Source organism: Streptomyces sp. CA-146814 (assembly GCF_050942385.1).
In the GTDB taxonomy this organism is placed as follows: domain Bacteria; phylum Actinomycetota; class Actinomycetes; order Streptomycetales; family Streptomycetaceae; genus Streptomyces.
This window is the reverse complement of record NZ_CP192068.1, coordinates 1,679,454-1,694,206: the sequence shown is the minus strand read 5'-3', so window position 1 is coordinate 1,694,206 and position 14,753 is coordinate 1,679,454. Positions and strand designations below refer to the sequence as shown.

The 14,753-nt window shown below is 70.6% G+C and carries 14 protein-coding genes; 8 read left to right on the top strand and 6 right to left on the bottom strand.

Features of this window, described 5'->3' with window-relative positions:
• Positions 1-3 precede the first annotated feature (3 nt).
• The 6 genes from ACQP09_RS07510 (at position 4) to ACQP09_RS07485 (ending at position 5,693) form a co-directional block, all read left to right on the top strand.
• Complete coding sequence (locus ACQP09_RS07510) at positions 4-699, top strand: SAM-dependent methyltransferase (RefSeq protein ID WP_433396946.1); 696 nt, start codon at positions 4-6, stop codon at positions 697-699.
• A complete protein-coding gene (locus ACQP09_RS07505) occupies positions 696-1,325 on the top strand; it encodes a class I SAM-dependent methyltransferase (RefSeq protein WP_397730340.1) in 630 nt (209 codons plus the stop codon). The genes ACQP09_RS07510 and ACQP09_RS07505 overlap by 4 nt, the downstream gene beginning before the upstream one ends.
• Positions 1,322-2,164, top strand: a complete 843-nt coding sequence (locus ACQP09_RS07500; protein WP_433396944.1) for a DNA primase — start codon at positions 1,322-1,324, stop codon at positions 2,162-2,164. Before ACQP09_RS07505 ends, ACQP09_RS07500 begins: the two co-directional genes overlap by 4 nt.
• Before the next feature lie 2 nt (positions 2,165-2,166).
• The gene (locus tag ACQP09_RS07495) at positions 2,167-3,642 is read left to right on the top strand and encodes an ATP-binding protein (RefSeq protein ID WP_433396942.1); all 1,476 of its coding nucleotides are present in this window, start codon (positions 2,167-2,169) and stop codon (positions 3,640-3,642) included.
• Between the two features lie 472 nt (positions 3,643-4,114).
• Positions 4,115-4,348, top strand: coding sequence for a helix-turn-helix transcriptional regulator (locus tag ACQP09_RS07490; RefSeq protein WP_128844427.1), 234 nt, complete (start codon positions 4,115-4,117; stop codon positions 4,346-4,348).
• 76 nt (positions 4,349-4,424) lie between these two features.
• Positions 4,425-5,693: a tyrosine-type recombinase/integrase gene (locus tag ACQP09_RS07485; RefSeq protein WP_433396940.1), complete on the top strand. Its 1,269-nt coding sequence runs from the start codon at positions 4,425-4,427 to the stop codon at positions 5,691-5,693.
• A gap of 100 nt (positions 5,694-5,793) precedes the next feature.
• Here the strand turns inward: ACQP09_RS07485 and glnA are convergent, their stop codons facing one another.
• Entirely contained in the window at positions 5,794-7,203 is a 1,410-nt protein-coding gene (gene glnA, locus ACQP09_RS07480) for a type I glutamate--ammonia ligase (protein ID WP_030080762.1), read from the bottom strand.
• A 294-nt stretch (positions 7,204-7,497) separates the two neighbouring features.
• Here glnA and ACQP09_RS07475 point away from each other — a divergent pair, with 294 nt between their 5' ends.
• Positions 7,498-7,905: an RDD family protein gene (locus ACQP09_RS07475; RefSeq protein ID WP_433396937.1), complete on the top strand. Its 408-nt coding sequence runs from the start codon at positions 7,498-7,500 to the stop codon at positions 7,903-7,905.
• Positions 7,906-8,020: 115 nt separating this feature from the next.
• Here the strand turns inward: ACQP09_RS07475 and ACQP09_RS07470 are convergent, their stop codons facing one another.
• The 4 genes from ACQP09_RS07470 to lipB all read right to left on the bottom strand — a co-directional run bounded on the left by ACQP09_RS07470 (position 8,021) and on the right by lipB (position 11,196).
• The gene (locus tag ACQP09_RS07470; protein ID WP_018511895.1) at positions 8,021-8,728 is read right to left on the bottom strand and encodes a DUF4191 domain-containing protein; all 708 of its coding nucleotides are present in this window, start codon (positions 8,726-8,728) and stop codon (positions 8,021-8,023) included.
• 30 nt (positions 8,729-8,758) lie between these two features.
• Complete coding sequence (locus tag ACQP09_RS07465; RefSeq protein ID WP_030564323.1) at positions 8,759-8,959, bottom strand: SCO2195 family GlnR-regulated protein; 201 nt, start codon at positions 8,957-8,959, stop codon at positions 8,759-8,761.
• A 267-nt stretch (positions 8,960-9,226) separates the two neighbouring features.
• Positions 9,227-10,204, bottom strand: a complete 978-nt coding sequence (gene lipA / locus ACQP09_RS07460) for a lipoyl synthase (protein WP_433396935.1) — start codon at positions 10,202-10,204, stop codon at positions 9,227-9,229.
• Between the two features lie 182 nt (positions 10,205-10,386).
• A complete protein-coding gene (lipB, locus tag ACQP09_RS07455) occupies positions 10,387-11,196 on the bottom strand; it encodes a lipoyl(octanoyl) transferase LipB (protein ID WP_433396933.1) in 810 nt (269 codons plus the stop codon).
• 315 nt (positions 11,197-11,511) lie between these two features.
• Here lipB and ACQP09_RS07450 point away from each other — a divergent pair, with 315 nt between their 5' ends.
• Positions 11,512-13,221: a regulator gene (locus tag ACQP09_RS07450; protein ID WP_433396931.1), complete on the top strand. Its 1,710-nt coding sequence runs from the start codon at positions 11,512-11,514 to the stop codon at positions 13,219-13,221.
• A 67-nt stretch (positions 13,222-13,288) separates the two neighbouring features.
• Here ACQP09_RS07450 and ACQP09_RS07445 read toward each other — a convergent pair whose 3' ends face one another.
• Positions 13,289-14,680, bottom strand: coding sequence for an FAD-dependent oxidoreductase (locus ACQP09_RS07445; protein ID WP_433396930.1), 1,392 nt, complete (start codon positions 14,678-14,680; stop codon positions 13,289-13,291).
• Between the last annotated feature and the right edge of the window lie 73 nt (positions 14,681-14,753).

Here is a 14,753-nt window from a genome sequence, read left to right as displayed (position 1 = left end):
AGGATGCCGTACCCCACTGACACCCGGCCCCGAACAAGGCCCAAGCCGCGGTTACTCGACCTGTTCTGCTGCCAGGGCGGCGCCGCCAAGGGCTACGCCGATGCCGGATTCGACGTCACCGGCGTCGACACCGCACCGCAGCCCCGCTACCCCTTCCGGTTCGTCCAGGCCGACGCCATCGCCTACGTGCTGGAGCACGGCGCGGAGTTCGACGTCATCCACGCGTCGCCGCCGTGCCAGCACGACAGCGACTGCCAGCGCCTCCAGGGCAACACCCACCCCGACCTCATCGCCCCCACCCGCACCGCCCTCCAGACCACTGGGCGGCCGTGGGTGATGGAGAACGTACGCGGAGCCCTGCCGAAGCTGGACCGCCCGGTGATGCTGTGCGGGCCCATGTTCGGCGTTCAGACCTACCGGCACCGGTACTTCGAGACCGGCGGCGGACTCACCCTCACCCAGCCCCACCACCCCCCGCACCTGGTACCGCAGGCGAAGATGGGCCGCCCCATCCCGCCCGGCCACTACGGACAGTTCGTCGGCAACTTCTCCGGCGTCGACCTCGCCCGCCGGGTGATGGGGGTGCCGTGGATGAACCGCGACGGCATCCGCGAATGCATCCCCCCGGCCTACACCCACCGCATCGGCACCCAGGCTCTTGCTCTGCTGGCCGTGCACGGTCTGGGGGTGGCCGCGTGAATGCCCGTGTGCTGCCGCTGCGCAAGCCGAACGGGCTGCGGGTGCTGGACCTCTGCTGCGGGGCCGGTGGCCTGTCCATGGGCTACTACCTCGCCGGATACGACGTCACCGGCGTCGACGTGAACCCGCAGCCGAACTACCCGTTCACCTTCCACCAGGCCGACGCCCTCGCCTTCCCCCTCGACGGCTACGACCTGGTCCACGCTTCCTGGCCCTGCCAGCACTTCGCCCGCGTCACCGCCTGGCGCGGCACCCAGAACAACCACCCCGACCTCCTCACCCCCGGCCGCGACCGCCTCAAGGCATCCGGCATCCCCTACGTGATGGAGAACGTCCCCGAAGCGCCCCTGCGCCCCGACTACCTGCTGTGCGGGTCCCAGTTCGGGCTCAACGTGCGCCGGCACCGGGCCTTCGAGACCTCCTGGGGCGGCGGCGGTGACCTGGTCCCGCCCTGCTGGCACCACAAAGGGCTCCTCGCTTTCGAGCACAAGGGCGAGCGGGCCTACGCGGACGCCATGGGCTGCACCTGGATGACCAACGTCGAAGCCCGCCAAGCCGTACCCCCGGCCTACACCCAGTGGATCGGCCACCAGTTCCTCACCCACGAAAGGACGGCCGCAGCATGAACACCCTCCACCTCACCACCGCCCTCGACCTGGCGAACCGGTCCGTCCCCGTCCTCCCCCTGCGGGCGGGCAAGGTCCCGTTCGGGAACTGCCCGGCCTGCCGGGACAACGCCTGCGGCGGCCGGCCGAACATGAAAACCCCCGGCCCCTGCACCTGCCCCCGCCCCTGCCACGCCTGGGCCGCCGCCACCACCGACCCCGACGTCATCACCGGGCCCACCTGGTCGACGGCATGGAAGCAAGCGGCGGCCGTCGCCTACCACCCCGGCGGCATCGGCCTCACCGTCGTCGACCTGGACCACGCCGACGCGGTCGCCTGGGCCCGCCGGACGCTCCCCGCCACCCGGACCGTGCCGACCACGCGGGGCGAGCACTGGATCTACCGGGGCGCGATGTCGTCCGCGAACGCCGTGCGGGATGGCGTCGACATCAAGTCGACCATGGTCTACGCCCGGTGGCTCGGCCCTGGCTCCGGCACCATGACCGCGCTGCCTGACGTCGTGCGTGCCCTGGTCGTCAAGGAGCTGGCGCCGGTCCGGCCCGTAGCGCGCGCTGTGACGGTGAGCGTGCCGGTCGGGGGCGGGGAGTGCCCTCACCGGATGGCCGCCTATCTGGAGCGCGGCATCGCCATGGCGGAGCAGAGCATCACCCAGGCTGCCAACGGCGTGCACGCGGCCGTCTACCGCGTCTTTCTCGCTGTGCTGTCCGCGCACGGCCGGTGCGGTTGCCTCACCGACGCTCACATGGCGCGGCTGTTCGCCGCCGCGCAGGCCAAGGGCGAGAGCCTGCGGCACTGCACGGACGCGTGGACCAATGCCCTCACCCGGTTGGGACTGTGATCATGGCTGACGACGAGAAGAATCCCGCCCGCGAGATCATCACGGACTACGCGCAGTCCCACTTCCGGTACTTCCGCACCGCCGACGGCACCGTCTACGCGCAGAGGAACGGCCACCCGGTGGCCCGCCCGATCCGTTCCCAGGGCACCACGGGCAGCCACCGGCAGGAACTCATGGTCGGCATGTTCAAGGACGGGGTTGGCGTCTTCAACGGGACCGCGCTGAAAGAGGCGCTGGATCTGATCGAGGCGCTGGCGCTGACCGAGGACACCCAGGCCGTGAACATCCGCGTCGCCCCCGGCTTCGACGGGGCGACGTGGCTGGACCTGGGCCGCGACGACGGGCAGTCCGTCCGCATCCACCCCACCGGCTGGGAGATCACCGTTCCCGACCCGCGGGAAGTGTGCTGGCGGCGCACCCAGCTCACCGGGGAACTCCCCCTGCCGGCCAAGGACACCGACGGCAAGGGCATCGACCTGCTGATGCGGCTGTGCAACTTCGCCAACGCGGAAACCGAGTGCTTGGCCATCGCCTGGCTGATCGGCTGCCTCGGCCCTTCCGTGCCCGTCCCCGCCCCGTTCCTCACCGGGCCGCAGGGGGCCGGGAAGTCGACCGGTGGGCGGATGCTGGTGCGGATCATCGAGGGGATGAGCGGGGACCTGCGGCGGGCGCCGAAGGATGAGGAGAACCTGATCGCGGCCGTGGCCGCGGGATGGGTCACCGCGCTGGACAACCTGTCCCACATGAGCCCGGAGCTGTCCGACGCCATGTGCTGCATCGTCACCGGAGCCGAATCCGTGAAGCGCGCCCTGTTCACCGACGGCGACGTCTTCCGCGTCGGCTACCGCCGCCCCCTCCTCCTCACCGGCATCGACGTCGGAATCATCCGCCCCGACTTCGCAGAACGCCTCCTGCCCCTGCGACTGGAACGACCCACCGTCCGGCGCACCGAAGCAGAACTCTGGGCGGAGTACGCGGAAGTGCTGCCCGTCGTCCTCGGCTCGCTCCTGGACCTCACCGTCAAGGTGCGCGCGGCCCAGGCAGAGACGCCCACCGATCTGCGGATGGCGGATTTCGCCCACCTGTGTGCACAGCTTGACGCGGCGACCGGTCTCGGGGCGCTGCCCGCGTACCGGGCGAGCCTGGACGACCTGAACGACGACGTCATCGAAGGCGACCTGTTGGCGCAGACGGTCCTTCAGCACGCCGACACCATGGCCCCCGGCGCCGAGCAGCGCATGACATCGACCGAGTGGCTGCACTGCCTCAGCCGCCTCTACAGCGGCGATGAACTGCGCCCCTTGCCTAAGGGGTGGCCTACCACGGGCAAAGTCCTCTCCGACCGCCTCAAGCGCCTCCAGCCCACCCTGGCGGCCCGGGGGGTGCTCATCGACAGCGGCCGTACCAGCGAGGGCCGCTACCTCGAAATGGTCCGCAAGGGCGCCCCAAAACCGCATCACCAGACGGGAGCGTTCTGACCCGCCGCCCGGGCCTCCGGACAAGCAAGAAGAGCACCCGGCGGCGCGTGCTCTTCTTGCTGTTCGGCGGCAGCGCCGCCCCAAGGTCGCGCCGCGCCGCGGCTCCCCTTTCACGCTGTGAGGCGCACCGCACTACTACAGGCACCCCCTCTTTTGTCCTAAGAGGGAAGACGCTGCGTCATCTGCGTCATGCAGGCCGGAAACCAGCCTCTGACCTGCGGCTTCATACATGACGCAGACGGCAGTCTCTGCGTCATCCTGCGTCATCTGCGTCATGGCATGACGCGGCCCATGACGCACCGATGACGCAGCCCTGAGCCTCTGCGTCACACAGATCCGCAGGTCAGAGGTCCGGATGACGCTGATGACGCAATGACGCAGAAATCCACACCTCGGACAGGCGCGGCCACCTCGCCAGACAACGACGAGGGCCACAGAGCGCCGGGCTCCCTCCCACATCCAAGGAGATGCAGTGGCTGCGACGGCTACCAGAGACCCCCGGTCCACGCTCCGGGGCGGACTCCCGGACCGCTACCTCACCCCCGAAGACCTCACCACCCTCCTCTCCGTCCCGCTCGAAACCGTCTACGCCTGGCGCAAGAAGCGCACCGGCCCGCCCGGCTTCCGCGTCGGCAAGCACCTCCGCTACGACCCCGCCGCCGTGCACGCATGGATCAGCAGCCTGTCCGAGCGCGAAGCGGCTTGACCTACATCACGACCACCCGCAGGGGCACGACCACCACCAGGTCGTGCCCCTGCCGCGTACCCAACAGGAGCACCCCTTGGCCGGCCACATCCAAGACCGCTGGTACAAAACCGAAACCGGACCCGCCGGGAAGCCCCGGCGGGTCAAGAGCGACCGATACGGTTCCGGACTCCGCTACCGCGCCCGGTACATCGGCCCCGACGGCACCGAGAAGTCCAAGAGCTTCCCCAACAAGCAAAAGCGGCTTGCGGAGGCATGGTTGACGCAGCTTTCCGCCGACATGGCACGCGGGCAGTACGTCGATCCGAGCGAAGGCAGGGTCACCTTCCAGCAGTTCGCCACGACGTGGCTCGCGTCACAGACGACCGACGTGTCCACCATCGCGGCAATGGAGCTGAGGTTTCGGCTCCATGCCAACCCGTACATCGGTTCCCGCTCGATGTCTGCGTTCCAGCCTGGGCACATCCGCACGTGGGCCCGGGGTCTCCAAGAGGCGGGGCTTGCGGCCTCTTACCAGCGCGTCATCTTCGCGAATGTCTCCGCTGTCTTCGCCGCGGCCGTGGACGACGGGATCATCGCCCGGAACCCCTGCCGGGCTGGATCAGTTCGTGCCCCGAAGCTCGACGCCAGGAAGCTCAAGCCCTGGACCCGTGAACGGGTCCTCGCCGTCAGAGAAGGGCTCCCGCAGCAATACAAGGCGATCGTCGATGTCGGTGCCGGATGCGGCTTGAGGCAAGGGGAGGTCTTCGGGTTGGCCGTCGACGAAGTCGACTTCCTCGGAGGAACCGTCCACGTCGTCCGACAGGTCAAGATGGTGGGATCTCACCTCGTATTCGCTCCGCCCAAGGGCGGAAAGCTGAGGGAGGTGCCCTTGCCGGAAGTAGTCGCCCAGGCCCTGGCCCGGCACATCACTCAGCGCCCGCCCATCGAGATCACGCTCCCGTGGAAGACGCCCGATGGGCCGCCCGTTACGGCGACGCTGCTGTTCTACTCTCGCGAACGCAAGGCGCTGAACCGGAACTACTCCAACATGTACCTCTGGAAGCCTGCCCTCGTCTCCGCCGGCGTCATCCCGGATCGTCTGCCGGGGGAGAGGTTCAAGCAGTCGCGAGAGCACGGTATGCACGCGCTTCGGCACTACTACGCGTCGGTTCTCCTCGACGCAGGGGAGAACATCCGGGCTCTCTCCGAGTACCTCGGACACTCGGACCCGGGCTTCACGCTCCGGACGTACACCCACCTCATGCCCAACAGCCAGGACCGGGCGCGCAAGGCCATCGACGCGGCGTTCGGCCCGGCCGCCGAGGACGACGGCGACGACGGAGCAGTGCCCGTCGCGGTGTGACGGAAGCAGAAAAGGCCGTCGGCCGCACCCCCGGAGGGATACGGCCGACGGCCCACAGACGGCCCAGGTTAGAGGGAAACCCCTCTGACCTGCGGCGGTCCTAGATGTCGAAGTACAGCTCAAACTCGTGCGGGTGCGGCCGCAGCTGGATCGGGGCGATCTCGTTCGTGCGCTTGTAGTCGATCCACGTCTCGATCAGGTCCGACGTGAAGACGCCGCCCGCCTGGAGGTACTCGTTGTCCGCCTCCAGGGCGTCGAGCACGGCCGGGAGGGAGGTCGGGACCTGCTGGACGTTGGCGTGCTCCTCGGGAGCCAGCTCGTAGAGGTCCTTGTCGATCGGCTCGGCCGGCTCGATCTTGTTCTTGACGCCGTCCAGGCCCGCCATCAGCAGCGCGGAGAACGCGAGGTACGGGTTGGAGGACGGGTCCGGGGCGCGGAACTCGACGCGCTTGGCCTTCGGGTTCGAGCCGGTGATCGGGATGCGCATCGCGGCGGAACGGTTCCGCTGCGAGTACACCATGTTGACCGGGGCCTCGAAGCCGGGGACCAGGCGGTGGTACGAGTTCACCGTCGGGTTGGTGAAGGCCAGCAGCGACGGGGCGTGCTTCAGGATGCCGCCGATGTAGTAGCGCGCCATGTCCGAGAGGCCCGCGTAACCCTGCTCGTCGTAGAAGAGCGGCGAGCCGCCCTGCCACAGCGACTGGTGCACGTGCATGCCCGAGCCGTTGTCGCCGAAGATCGGCTTCGGCATGAAGGTCGCGGTCTTGCCGTTGCGCCATGCGACGTTCTTCACGATGTACTTGAAGAGCATCAGGTCGTCGGCGGCGGCCAGCAGCGTGTTGAACTTGTAGTTGATCTCGGCCTGGCCGGCGGTGCCGACCTCGTGGTGCTGGCGCTCGACCTGGAGGCCGTTCTTGTCCAGCTCCAGGGAGATCTCGGCACGCAGGTCGGCGAAGTGGTCCACCGGCGGGGCCGGGAAGTAACCGCCCTTGTAGCGGACCTTGTAGCCACGGTTGTTCTCGACCGCACCGGTGTTCCAGGCGCCGGCCTCGGAGTCGATGTGGTAGAAGCTCTCGTTCGCCGACGTCTGGAAGCGGACGTTGTCGAAGACGTAGAACTCGGCCTCCGGGCCGAAGTACGCGGTGTCCGCGATGCCGGTCGAGGCGAGGTAGGCCTCGGCCTTCTTGGCGATGTTGCGCGGGTCGCGGCTGTACTGCTCGCCCGTGATCGGGTCGTGGATGAAGAAGTTGATGTTGACGGTCTTGTCACGGCGGAAGGGGTCCACCCGAGCCGTCGACAGGTCGGCGCGCAGCGCCATGTCGGACTCGTGGATCGCCTGGAAACCGCGGATCGACGAGCCGTCGAAGGCGAGTTCCTCGGCCGGGTCGAAGGTCGCTGCCGGGATCGTGAAGTGCTGCATCACCCCGGGCAGGTCGCAGAACCGGACATCGATGAACTTGACGTCGTTGTCCGCTACGTACTTCTGCACTTCGTCGGCGTTCTGGAACATCCAACTCCTCCTACTCCCGACCCGGGACGGGCGGGGTTGTAGCTCGTGGTGCGGCCAGTGCGGTGGCACACGCTGGTCCCGACCATAGGCAGGCGTGATTTCTCAAGCATGACCCATTTGTTTCGCCCAAGTTAACCGGGGCGAGGGTGACCGGCATCTCAGCGGCTGTCTCCGCGCGGCTGTTTTCGTGCCCCGCCCGGCCGGGTCCAAACACGGGCGCAGTACCGTGGACGGGTGGACAACAGGCAAGCAATCGGATCGTGGCTCTCAGGGCCCCGCGCGGCCGCCGAAGACATGGGTGCCGATTTCGGCCACCGCGGCAAGCGCCTCGGGCTGCCCGCGGAGGGGCCGGGGGCCGTCGCCTCGTTCGGCCGCCGTCTCGGGGCCGTCTTCATCGACTGGTCGATCTGCATGGTGATCGCATACGGGTTGCTCGCTCGCGGTGACCAGCAGGCGGCGGGGAACTGGGCGCTCGGCGTCTTCCTCCTCATGAGCGCCCTCACCGTCGGCACCATCGGCTGCACCCCCGGCAAGCGCCTCCTCGGGCTCCGCGTGGTCTCCGAGGACGGCGGCCGTCTCGGCTTCGGACGTGTCGTCGTACGGACCGTCCTGCTGCTGCTCGTCATCCCGGCCCTCGTCTGGGACCGCGACGGGCGTGGCCTCCACGACCGCCTCGGCCGCGCCGTACAGGTCCGGATGTAGCCCCACCCCACAGCCCCATCAGCCCAACCCGTACGCGCCAACCCGTACGCGCAAACGCGGCGGCCCCGGACCGATCCTCGGTCCGGGGCCGCCCTGCGTTCTCGCGTACGCGCGTTCAGCGCATCTTTCCGCCGCGCGGCATCCGCATGCCCTTGGGCATCGGGCCCTTCGGCAGCGGCATGTTGCTCATCAGGTCGCCCATCGCGCGCAGCCGGTCGTTGGTGGTGGTCACCTGCGGGCCGGTCAGGACGCGGGGGAGCTTCAGCATCTTGGTGCGGACCTTCTTCAGGGGCACCTGGCCCTCGCCGTTGCCGACGATGATGTCGTGGACCGGGACGTCCACCACGATGCGGGCCATCTTCTTCTTCTCGGCCGCCAGCAGGCCCTTCACCCGGTTCGGGTTGCCCTCGGCGACCAGGACGATGCCGGCCTTGCCGACCGACCGGTGCACGACGTCCTGGCTGCGGTTCATCGCCACCGCGGGGGTCGTGGTCCAGCCGCGTCCGATGCGGTCCAGGACGGCGGCCGCCGCACCGGGCTGGCCCTCCATCTGCCCGAAGGCCGCTCGCTCGGCCCGTCGTCCGAAGACGATCGCCATCGCGAGGACGGCCAGGACGAAGCCCAGGATGCCCAGGTAGACCGGGTGGCCGATCAAGAAGCCGATGCCGAGGAGGACACCGAACGTGGCGATTCCCACGCCCGCGACGATGAACCCGATCTTGCTGTCGGACCGCTTGGTCATCTTGTAGGTCAGGGCGATCTGCTTGAGCCGCCCTGCGTTCTCGGCGCTGTCCGCGCCTTCGGTTTTTGCCTTCCTCGCCATGTACCGAAGTTTACGTGGCGTGGAAGCGGCCTAGGAACGGTGGTCGGCCACCGCGTCCGGTACGTACGGGGACTCCACCCGGTCCTTGGCCCGGCGGCGGTCCTCCAGGACGGCCGTCCAGGCGTTGCGGCGGGCGGTGCGCTGGCCGCTGCTCAGGAGCAGCGACTCGACGGCGCGCAGGGCGGTGGTGACGGACGGAAGAGCGTGGGCGCGGACCGGTGCGGCCTGCATGGTGTTTCCCCTCGGAGTGGATGCGCCACCCGGGCGCGGACTGAGTACGGGAAGCAGTGACGGCGACGGCTGTGGAAGCTGCCGCTGCACGTGTACCTAGGGTCACTGCTCGGTGTTACCAGTGCGTGACCGGTGGGTCAAACACCAATGAACCCTTCATTCCGGTGCCCCGCACGCCGAAGCGGCCCATCCGCGCCCCTCACCTGCGGGGAGCGTACGAGCCGCCTCGGCCTTGCGGTTACTGCTCGGTAGCTCAGGTGAGCGGACTCACACGGCCTGGGCCGTCGGGACGGTCGTCGCGGCCGCGCCGCGCGCCTCCATCGCCTGCTGGAAGAGACGGCCCGCGCGGTACGAGGAACGCACCAGCGGCCCCGACATCACGCCGGAGTAGCCGATCGCGTCGGCCTCGTCCTTCAGCTCCACGAACTCCATCGGCTTCACCCAGCGCTCCACCGGGTGGTGGCGCACGGTGGGCCGCAGGTACTGCGTAATCGTGATGAGCTCGCAACCCGCGTCGTACAGGTCCTGGAGCGCCTCGCTGACTTCCTCGCGGGTCTCGCCCATGCCGAGGATCAGGTTCGACTTGGTCACCAGGCCGGCCTCGCGGGCCCGCGTGATGACCTCCAGGGACCGCTCGTAGCGGAAGCCGGGGCGGATGCGCTTGAAGATGCGCGGCACCGTCTCCACGTTGTGCGCGAGCACCTCGGGGCGCGAGGAGAAGACCTCGGCCAGCTGCTCGGGCTCGGCGTTGAAGTCGGGGATCAGCAGCTCGACCTTGGTGGCGCCCGCCTCCCGCTCCGCCGTCAGCGTGTGGATCTGGCGGACGGTCTCGGCGTACAGCCAGGATCCGCCGTCCTCCAGGTCGTCGCGGGCGACGCCGGTGATGGTGGCGTAGTTCAGGTCCATCTTCACGACGGACTCGCCGACCCGGCGGGGCTCGTCACGGTCCAGCGCCTGCGGCTTGCCCGTGTCGATCTGGCAGAAGTCGCAGCGCCTCGTGCACTGGTCGCCGCCGATGAGGAAGGTGGCCTCGCGGTCCTCCCAGCACTCGAAGATGTTGGGGCAGCCCGCCTCCTGGCAGACCGTGTGCAGCCCCTCGCCCTTCACGAGATTCTGCAGCTGCTTGTACTCGGGGCCCATCTTCGCCCGCGTTTTGATCCACTCGGGCTTGCGCTCGATGGGGGTCTGGCTGTTTCGGACCTCCAGGCGCAGCATCTTGCGCCCGTCGGGTGCGACAGCGGACACTCCGGCTCCCCTTTGCTTTCTGCTGCGTGGGATTCGCATGGGATTCTTCGGCGAACACCAGGGTACGCCCGTAAATCAAACGGCCTTACGTCTGGCCAACCTGCGGCCGACGGGGCCTATTCCCCGGCCGGTGGCGGCGGTCGGGGCTACTGACCGGTACTACTTTCCGGTAATGGATCGCGTCACGCCGGGGCCACGGCCTTCGGCTGTTCGATCTCGCGGGGCGCGAGCTCCGCGTTCTCCAGGATGTCCCGCAGGTGCTTCTCGGCGACCGGCAGCACCTCCTCGATGGTGATCTCCCGGCCCACCTCGTTCGAGAGCGAGGTGACCCCCGCGTCCCGGATGCCGCACGGCACGATCCGGTCGAACCAGGTGTTGTCCGGGTTCACGTTCAGTGCGAAGCCGTGCATGGTCACGCCCTTGGCGACCCGGATCCCGATCGCGGCCAGCTTGCGGTCCTCGCGGCGCTGGCCCGCGTTGGACGGGGCGTACTCCGGACCGTTCAGCCGCGGGTCGAACTCCTCGTCCTGGAGCCTGGGGTCGAAGTCCAGCGCGAGCCCGCCCAGCGCCTGCCGCTGCTCGACCGGGTCGCCGAGCACCCAGACCCCGCTGCGGCCCTCCACCCGCGAGGTCTCCACCCCGAAGTCGACGGCCGTACGGATCAGCGCGTCCTCCAGGCGGCGGACGTGCGCGACGACGTCGACCGGACGCGGCAGCTTCTGGATCGGATAGCCGACGAGCTGGCCCGGACCGTGCCAGGTGATCTTGCCGCCGCGGTCCACATCGATGACCGGGGTGCCGTCCAGCGGACGTTCGCTGTCCGCCGTACGACGGCCCGCCGTGTAGACCGGCGGGTGCTCCAGGAGCAGACAGGTGTCCGGCACCAGGTCCTCGAACCGGGCCGCGTGCACCTCGCGCTGCTTCTGCCAGGCCTCCGTGTACTCGACGGCCTCGTCACCGAAGCCCAGACGGACGAACCGCAGCTCGCTCACGACAGATGCCTCCCTACGTCGGGCGCCGTGTGCCCGAAGGGGTGTCCCCGGGATGACGGCACCCTGCACTGATCGCGCCCTCAACCACTGTACGGCCGTCACCCGTCCGGCCCACCGGCAGGTGTCCAGGCCTGGCGGAGCACGCGCGTCCCGACCCGAGAGGGGTCCGGCCCCTTCTGTCAGCTCTGTCCACAATCCTCACACGATCGGATGAACGTGGAGCAAAGGGTGGCTCCGACCGCCCCGGTGGACGCTAAATTCGCGCCGTTCCCCAGGGGCTGCCCGGGCCCCCGAAGGCAGGAGACCGTACAGCTGATGTCGGAACGACCCCCGCAGCGCACGCCCAACCGCCGCCTCGCCGCACTCATCGCGGAAGCCGGGTTCTCCCATGCGGGCCTCGCCCGCCGGGTCGATCAGCTCGGCCTCGAACACGGACTGGACCTGCGGTACGACAAGACCTCGGTCACCCGCTGGCTGCGGGGACAGCAGCCGCGCGGCACCACGCCCGCCCTGATCGCCGAGGTCTTCACCCGGCGCCTCGGGCGGCGGCTCTCCGCGCAGGACCTCGGCCTCGACGCCTGCGCGCCCGTCTACGCGGGCCTGGAGTTCGCCGCCACGCCCACCGAGGCCGTCGACATCGTCAGCGGCCTGTGGCGCAAGGACTCCGGTACGCACACCGAGCTGCGCAAGATCGCCTTCACCCCCGCCGGCCTGGTCGTCCCCAGCCGCGACTGGCTGATCGGCCGCGCCGACGAGTGGGTGGCCCGCGACGGAGGGGCGGACCGGCCACCCGCCGCGCACCGCAGAGGCGGCGCCGGAGCCCCGGCACCGACACACGGCCGTACGGACGGGACGGCAGGCGCCCTGCGCACCGACGCCCGTGGCGTGGCCCGCCCCGGCGGCCCCGTACGCCCGGTCGGCAGGCCCACCACCGGCCACCCCGTCCCGGCCGGCGGCCGCCCCTCCACGGCGACGGACCCGACCGGAACGGCCCGGCCGGGAGCAGGCGCGGGTACGGGAGTGGGAGCCCTGCCCGGCGGAGCGTCCGGTTCCGGAGCGTCGTCCGGTACGGAGACGCTCCCCGTCGTCCCCCGCCAGCGGCAGACCGAGCGCGGACCCGGCCTGAGGGTCGGCAACGGCGATGTCGCGGCGCTGCGCTCGGTCGGTGAGCTCTTCCGCACCCTCGACCACACCTACGGCGGCGGCCACGCCCGCCAGGCCCTCGTGCGCTATCTGGAGCACGAGGCCGAGCCGATGCTCCGCGGGAGTTACGGCGAAGCCACCGGGCGCCGCCTCTTCGCCGCGGTCGCCGACCTGACCCGGCTGGCCGGCTGGACCTCCTTCGACATCGCCGCCCACGGCCTGGCCCAGCGGTACTTCGTCCAGGCCCTGCGGCTCGCCCAGGCCGCCGGAGACCGCGGCTACGGGGCGTACGTCCTGATCACCATGAGCCGCCAGGCCGTCTACCTCGGCCACGGCAGAGAAGCCGTCCAGCTCGCCCGGGTCGCGCAGCAGGGCATCGGCTCCGCCGCCCCGCCGCTCGTCCAGGCCCTGCTCCACTCGGTCGAGGCGCGCGGCCACGGGATCCTCGGCGAGGCGCGGGCCTGCACCGCCGCGCTGACCCGGGCCGAGCACGCCCTGGAGACCGCGCGACCCGGCGACGATGCGCCGCTGTGGGCCCGCCCCTTCGACGAGGCGCAGCTCGCCCACGAGCTCGGCCACTGCCACCGCGACCTCCAGCAGTACCGGGCCGCCGCCCAGCACGCGGAGCGCTCGCTCCAGCTGCGCGCTCCGGCGTACGCCCGCAGTCGGCTCTTCTGCCGGGTGGTGCTGGCCTCCGCCCGGCTGGGCCTCGGCGAGCTGGAGCAGGCCTGCCAGCTGGGGGCCGAGGCGGCTCAGCAGGCCTCCGAGATGCGTTCGGTCCGGGCCGCCGAGTACGTACGCGCCTTCGAGCGCAGCCTGGAGCCGTACCGGGACGCCGCGCCCGTACGCGGCTACCGCGACCGGGTGGCGGCGCTCGGCTGAGACGCGCGCGGGCGCCTTCGAAAGGGGCGCCCGCCCCCTACGCGCCGCGCCCTCTACGCACCGCCCCCTACGCCGCCTCCGGCACCCGCGCGCCCCCCTGACGCGCCGGAGCCACCCCCAGGTCCGTCAGGATCGCCTCCGCCGCCCGGCGCCCCGAGTGCAGCGCCCCCTGGACCGAGCTGGTGTCCCGGTGGTCGCCGCACAGGTACAGCCCGGCCAGCACCCGCACCGGCCGACGCGGGTCGTGCGGGGCCTCCATCGCGGGCACGGCCTCCGGGTCGTGGTGGGCCGCCAGCAGCTCCCAGTCGTCCGTCGGCGTCCCGTACAGCCTCGCCAGATGGGCACGTACGGAACGGTCCAGGTCCGGCGGCGGCGTCCCGAGCACCGTCGAGGTGACCAGCGCCCGGCCCTCCGGCGCGCGCGAGGGGTCGACCGCGCTCATCACCGCCGTGTACGCCACCGGCCCCGACCGGTCGCCGTCCAGCACCAGCGACCTGCCGGTCGGCGGCGGCGCGGGCGCGGTGTGGTGCAGGACCGTCACCGGGCGGAAGGCGGGCACCCGCAACCCCGGCAGCAGCTCGGCCGCCGCACCCGCACCGGTGGCCAGCAGCAGCGAACGGCACCCCAGTTCGCCGTGCTCCTTGGTCCGTACGGTGGTGATGTCGGCGGCCGTGACATGCACCCCGGTCCGTACCGTGCCCGGCGGCAGCGCGGCGGCCAGCAGATCCGGCAGCGTTCCCGAACCGCCCGCCGGTACACACAGTCCGCCCCGCGCATAGTCGCGCAGCGCCAGATCCGCGTACCGGCTCGACGTGGTGAGACCGGGGTCGCCGAGCAGCGCCGAGAGCAGTGGGCGCAGGACGCCGTCCACCGTACGGGCGGGCATCTGGCCGGCCCGCAGTGCGGCGAGCGCCGTCCGCTCGGGGCGCGCCAGGATCCGGGCCGTCGGCGTGGCGGCCAGCCGGGAGAGCGCGGCGCCGAGCCGGGCCCGGTCGATCGCGTCGGACACGGTGGCGGTGGAGCGGAGGCCCGAGCCCTTCGTGCCCAGGCCGGCCCGGGAGACGAGCCGCAGGTGGTTCCCGTAGCCGCCCGGCGAGGCGTGGGGGGCGCTCGATCGGGTGCGTACGGCCCTGAGTGCGCCCCTCGCGCTCCGTATGTCACCGGTGCGGTGGCGACGGCCCTCGCTGTGCACCAGCACCCCGGGCGTGAACTCCCGCAGCTCCGGGGTGCCGAGGCCCGGCGTGGAGGTCAGCTCCGGCCAAGAGGCGCAGAGCAGGGGGCCGAACTGGTCGAGACGGAAGCCGTCCACCTCACGGGTGGCCAGCCGGCCGCCCACGGTGGGGGCCGCCTCCAGAACACTGACGCCGACTCCGGCGCCGGTCAGCAGATGGGCCGCTGAGAGGCCGGCGATCCCGGCCCCGATGATGATCACGTCCGCGTGGTGTGCCGTGCTGCGCACAAGGCCCTCCCCGAGTCGGTGCGACTGGTGGGGGCTTCTTGCCCCCAACAGGTCCCCGGAATGCCGGAGTTCG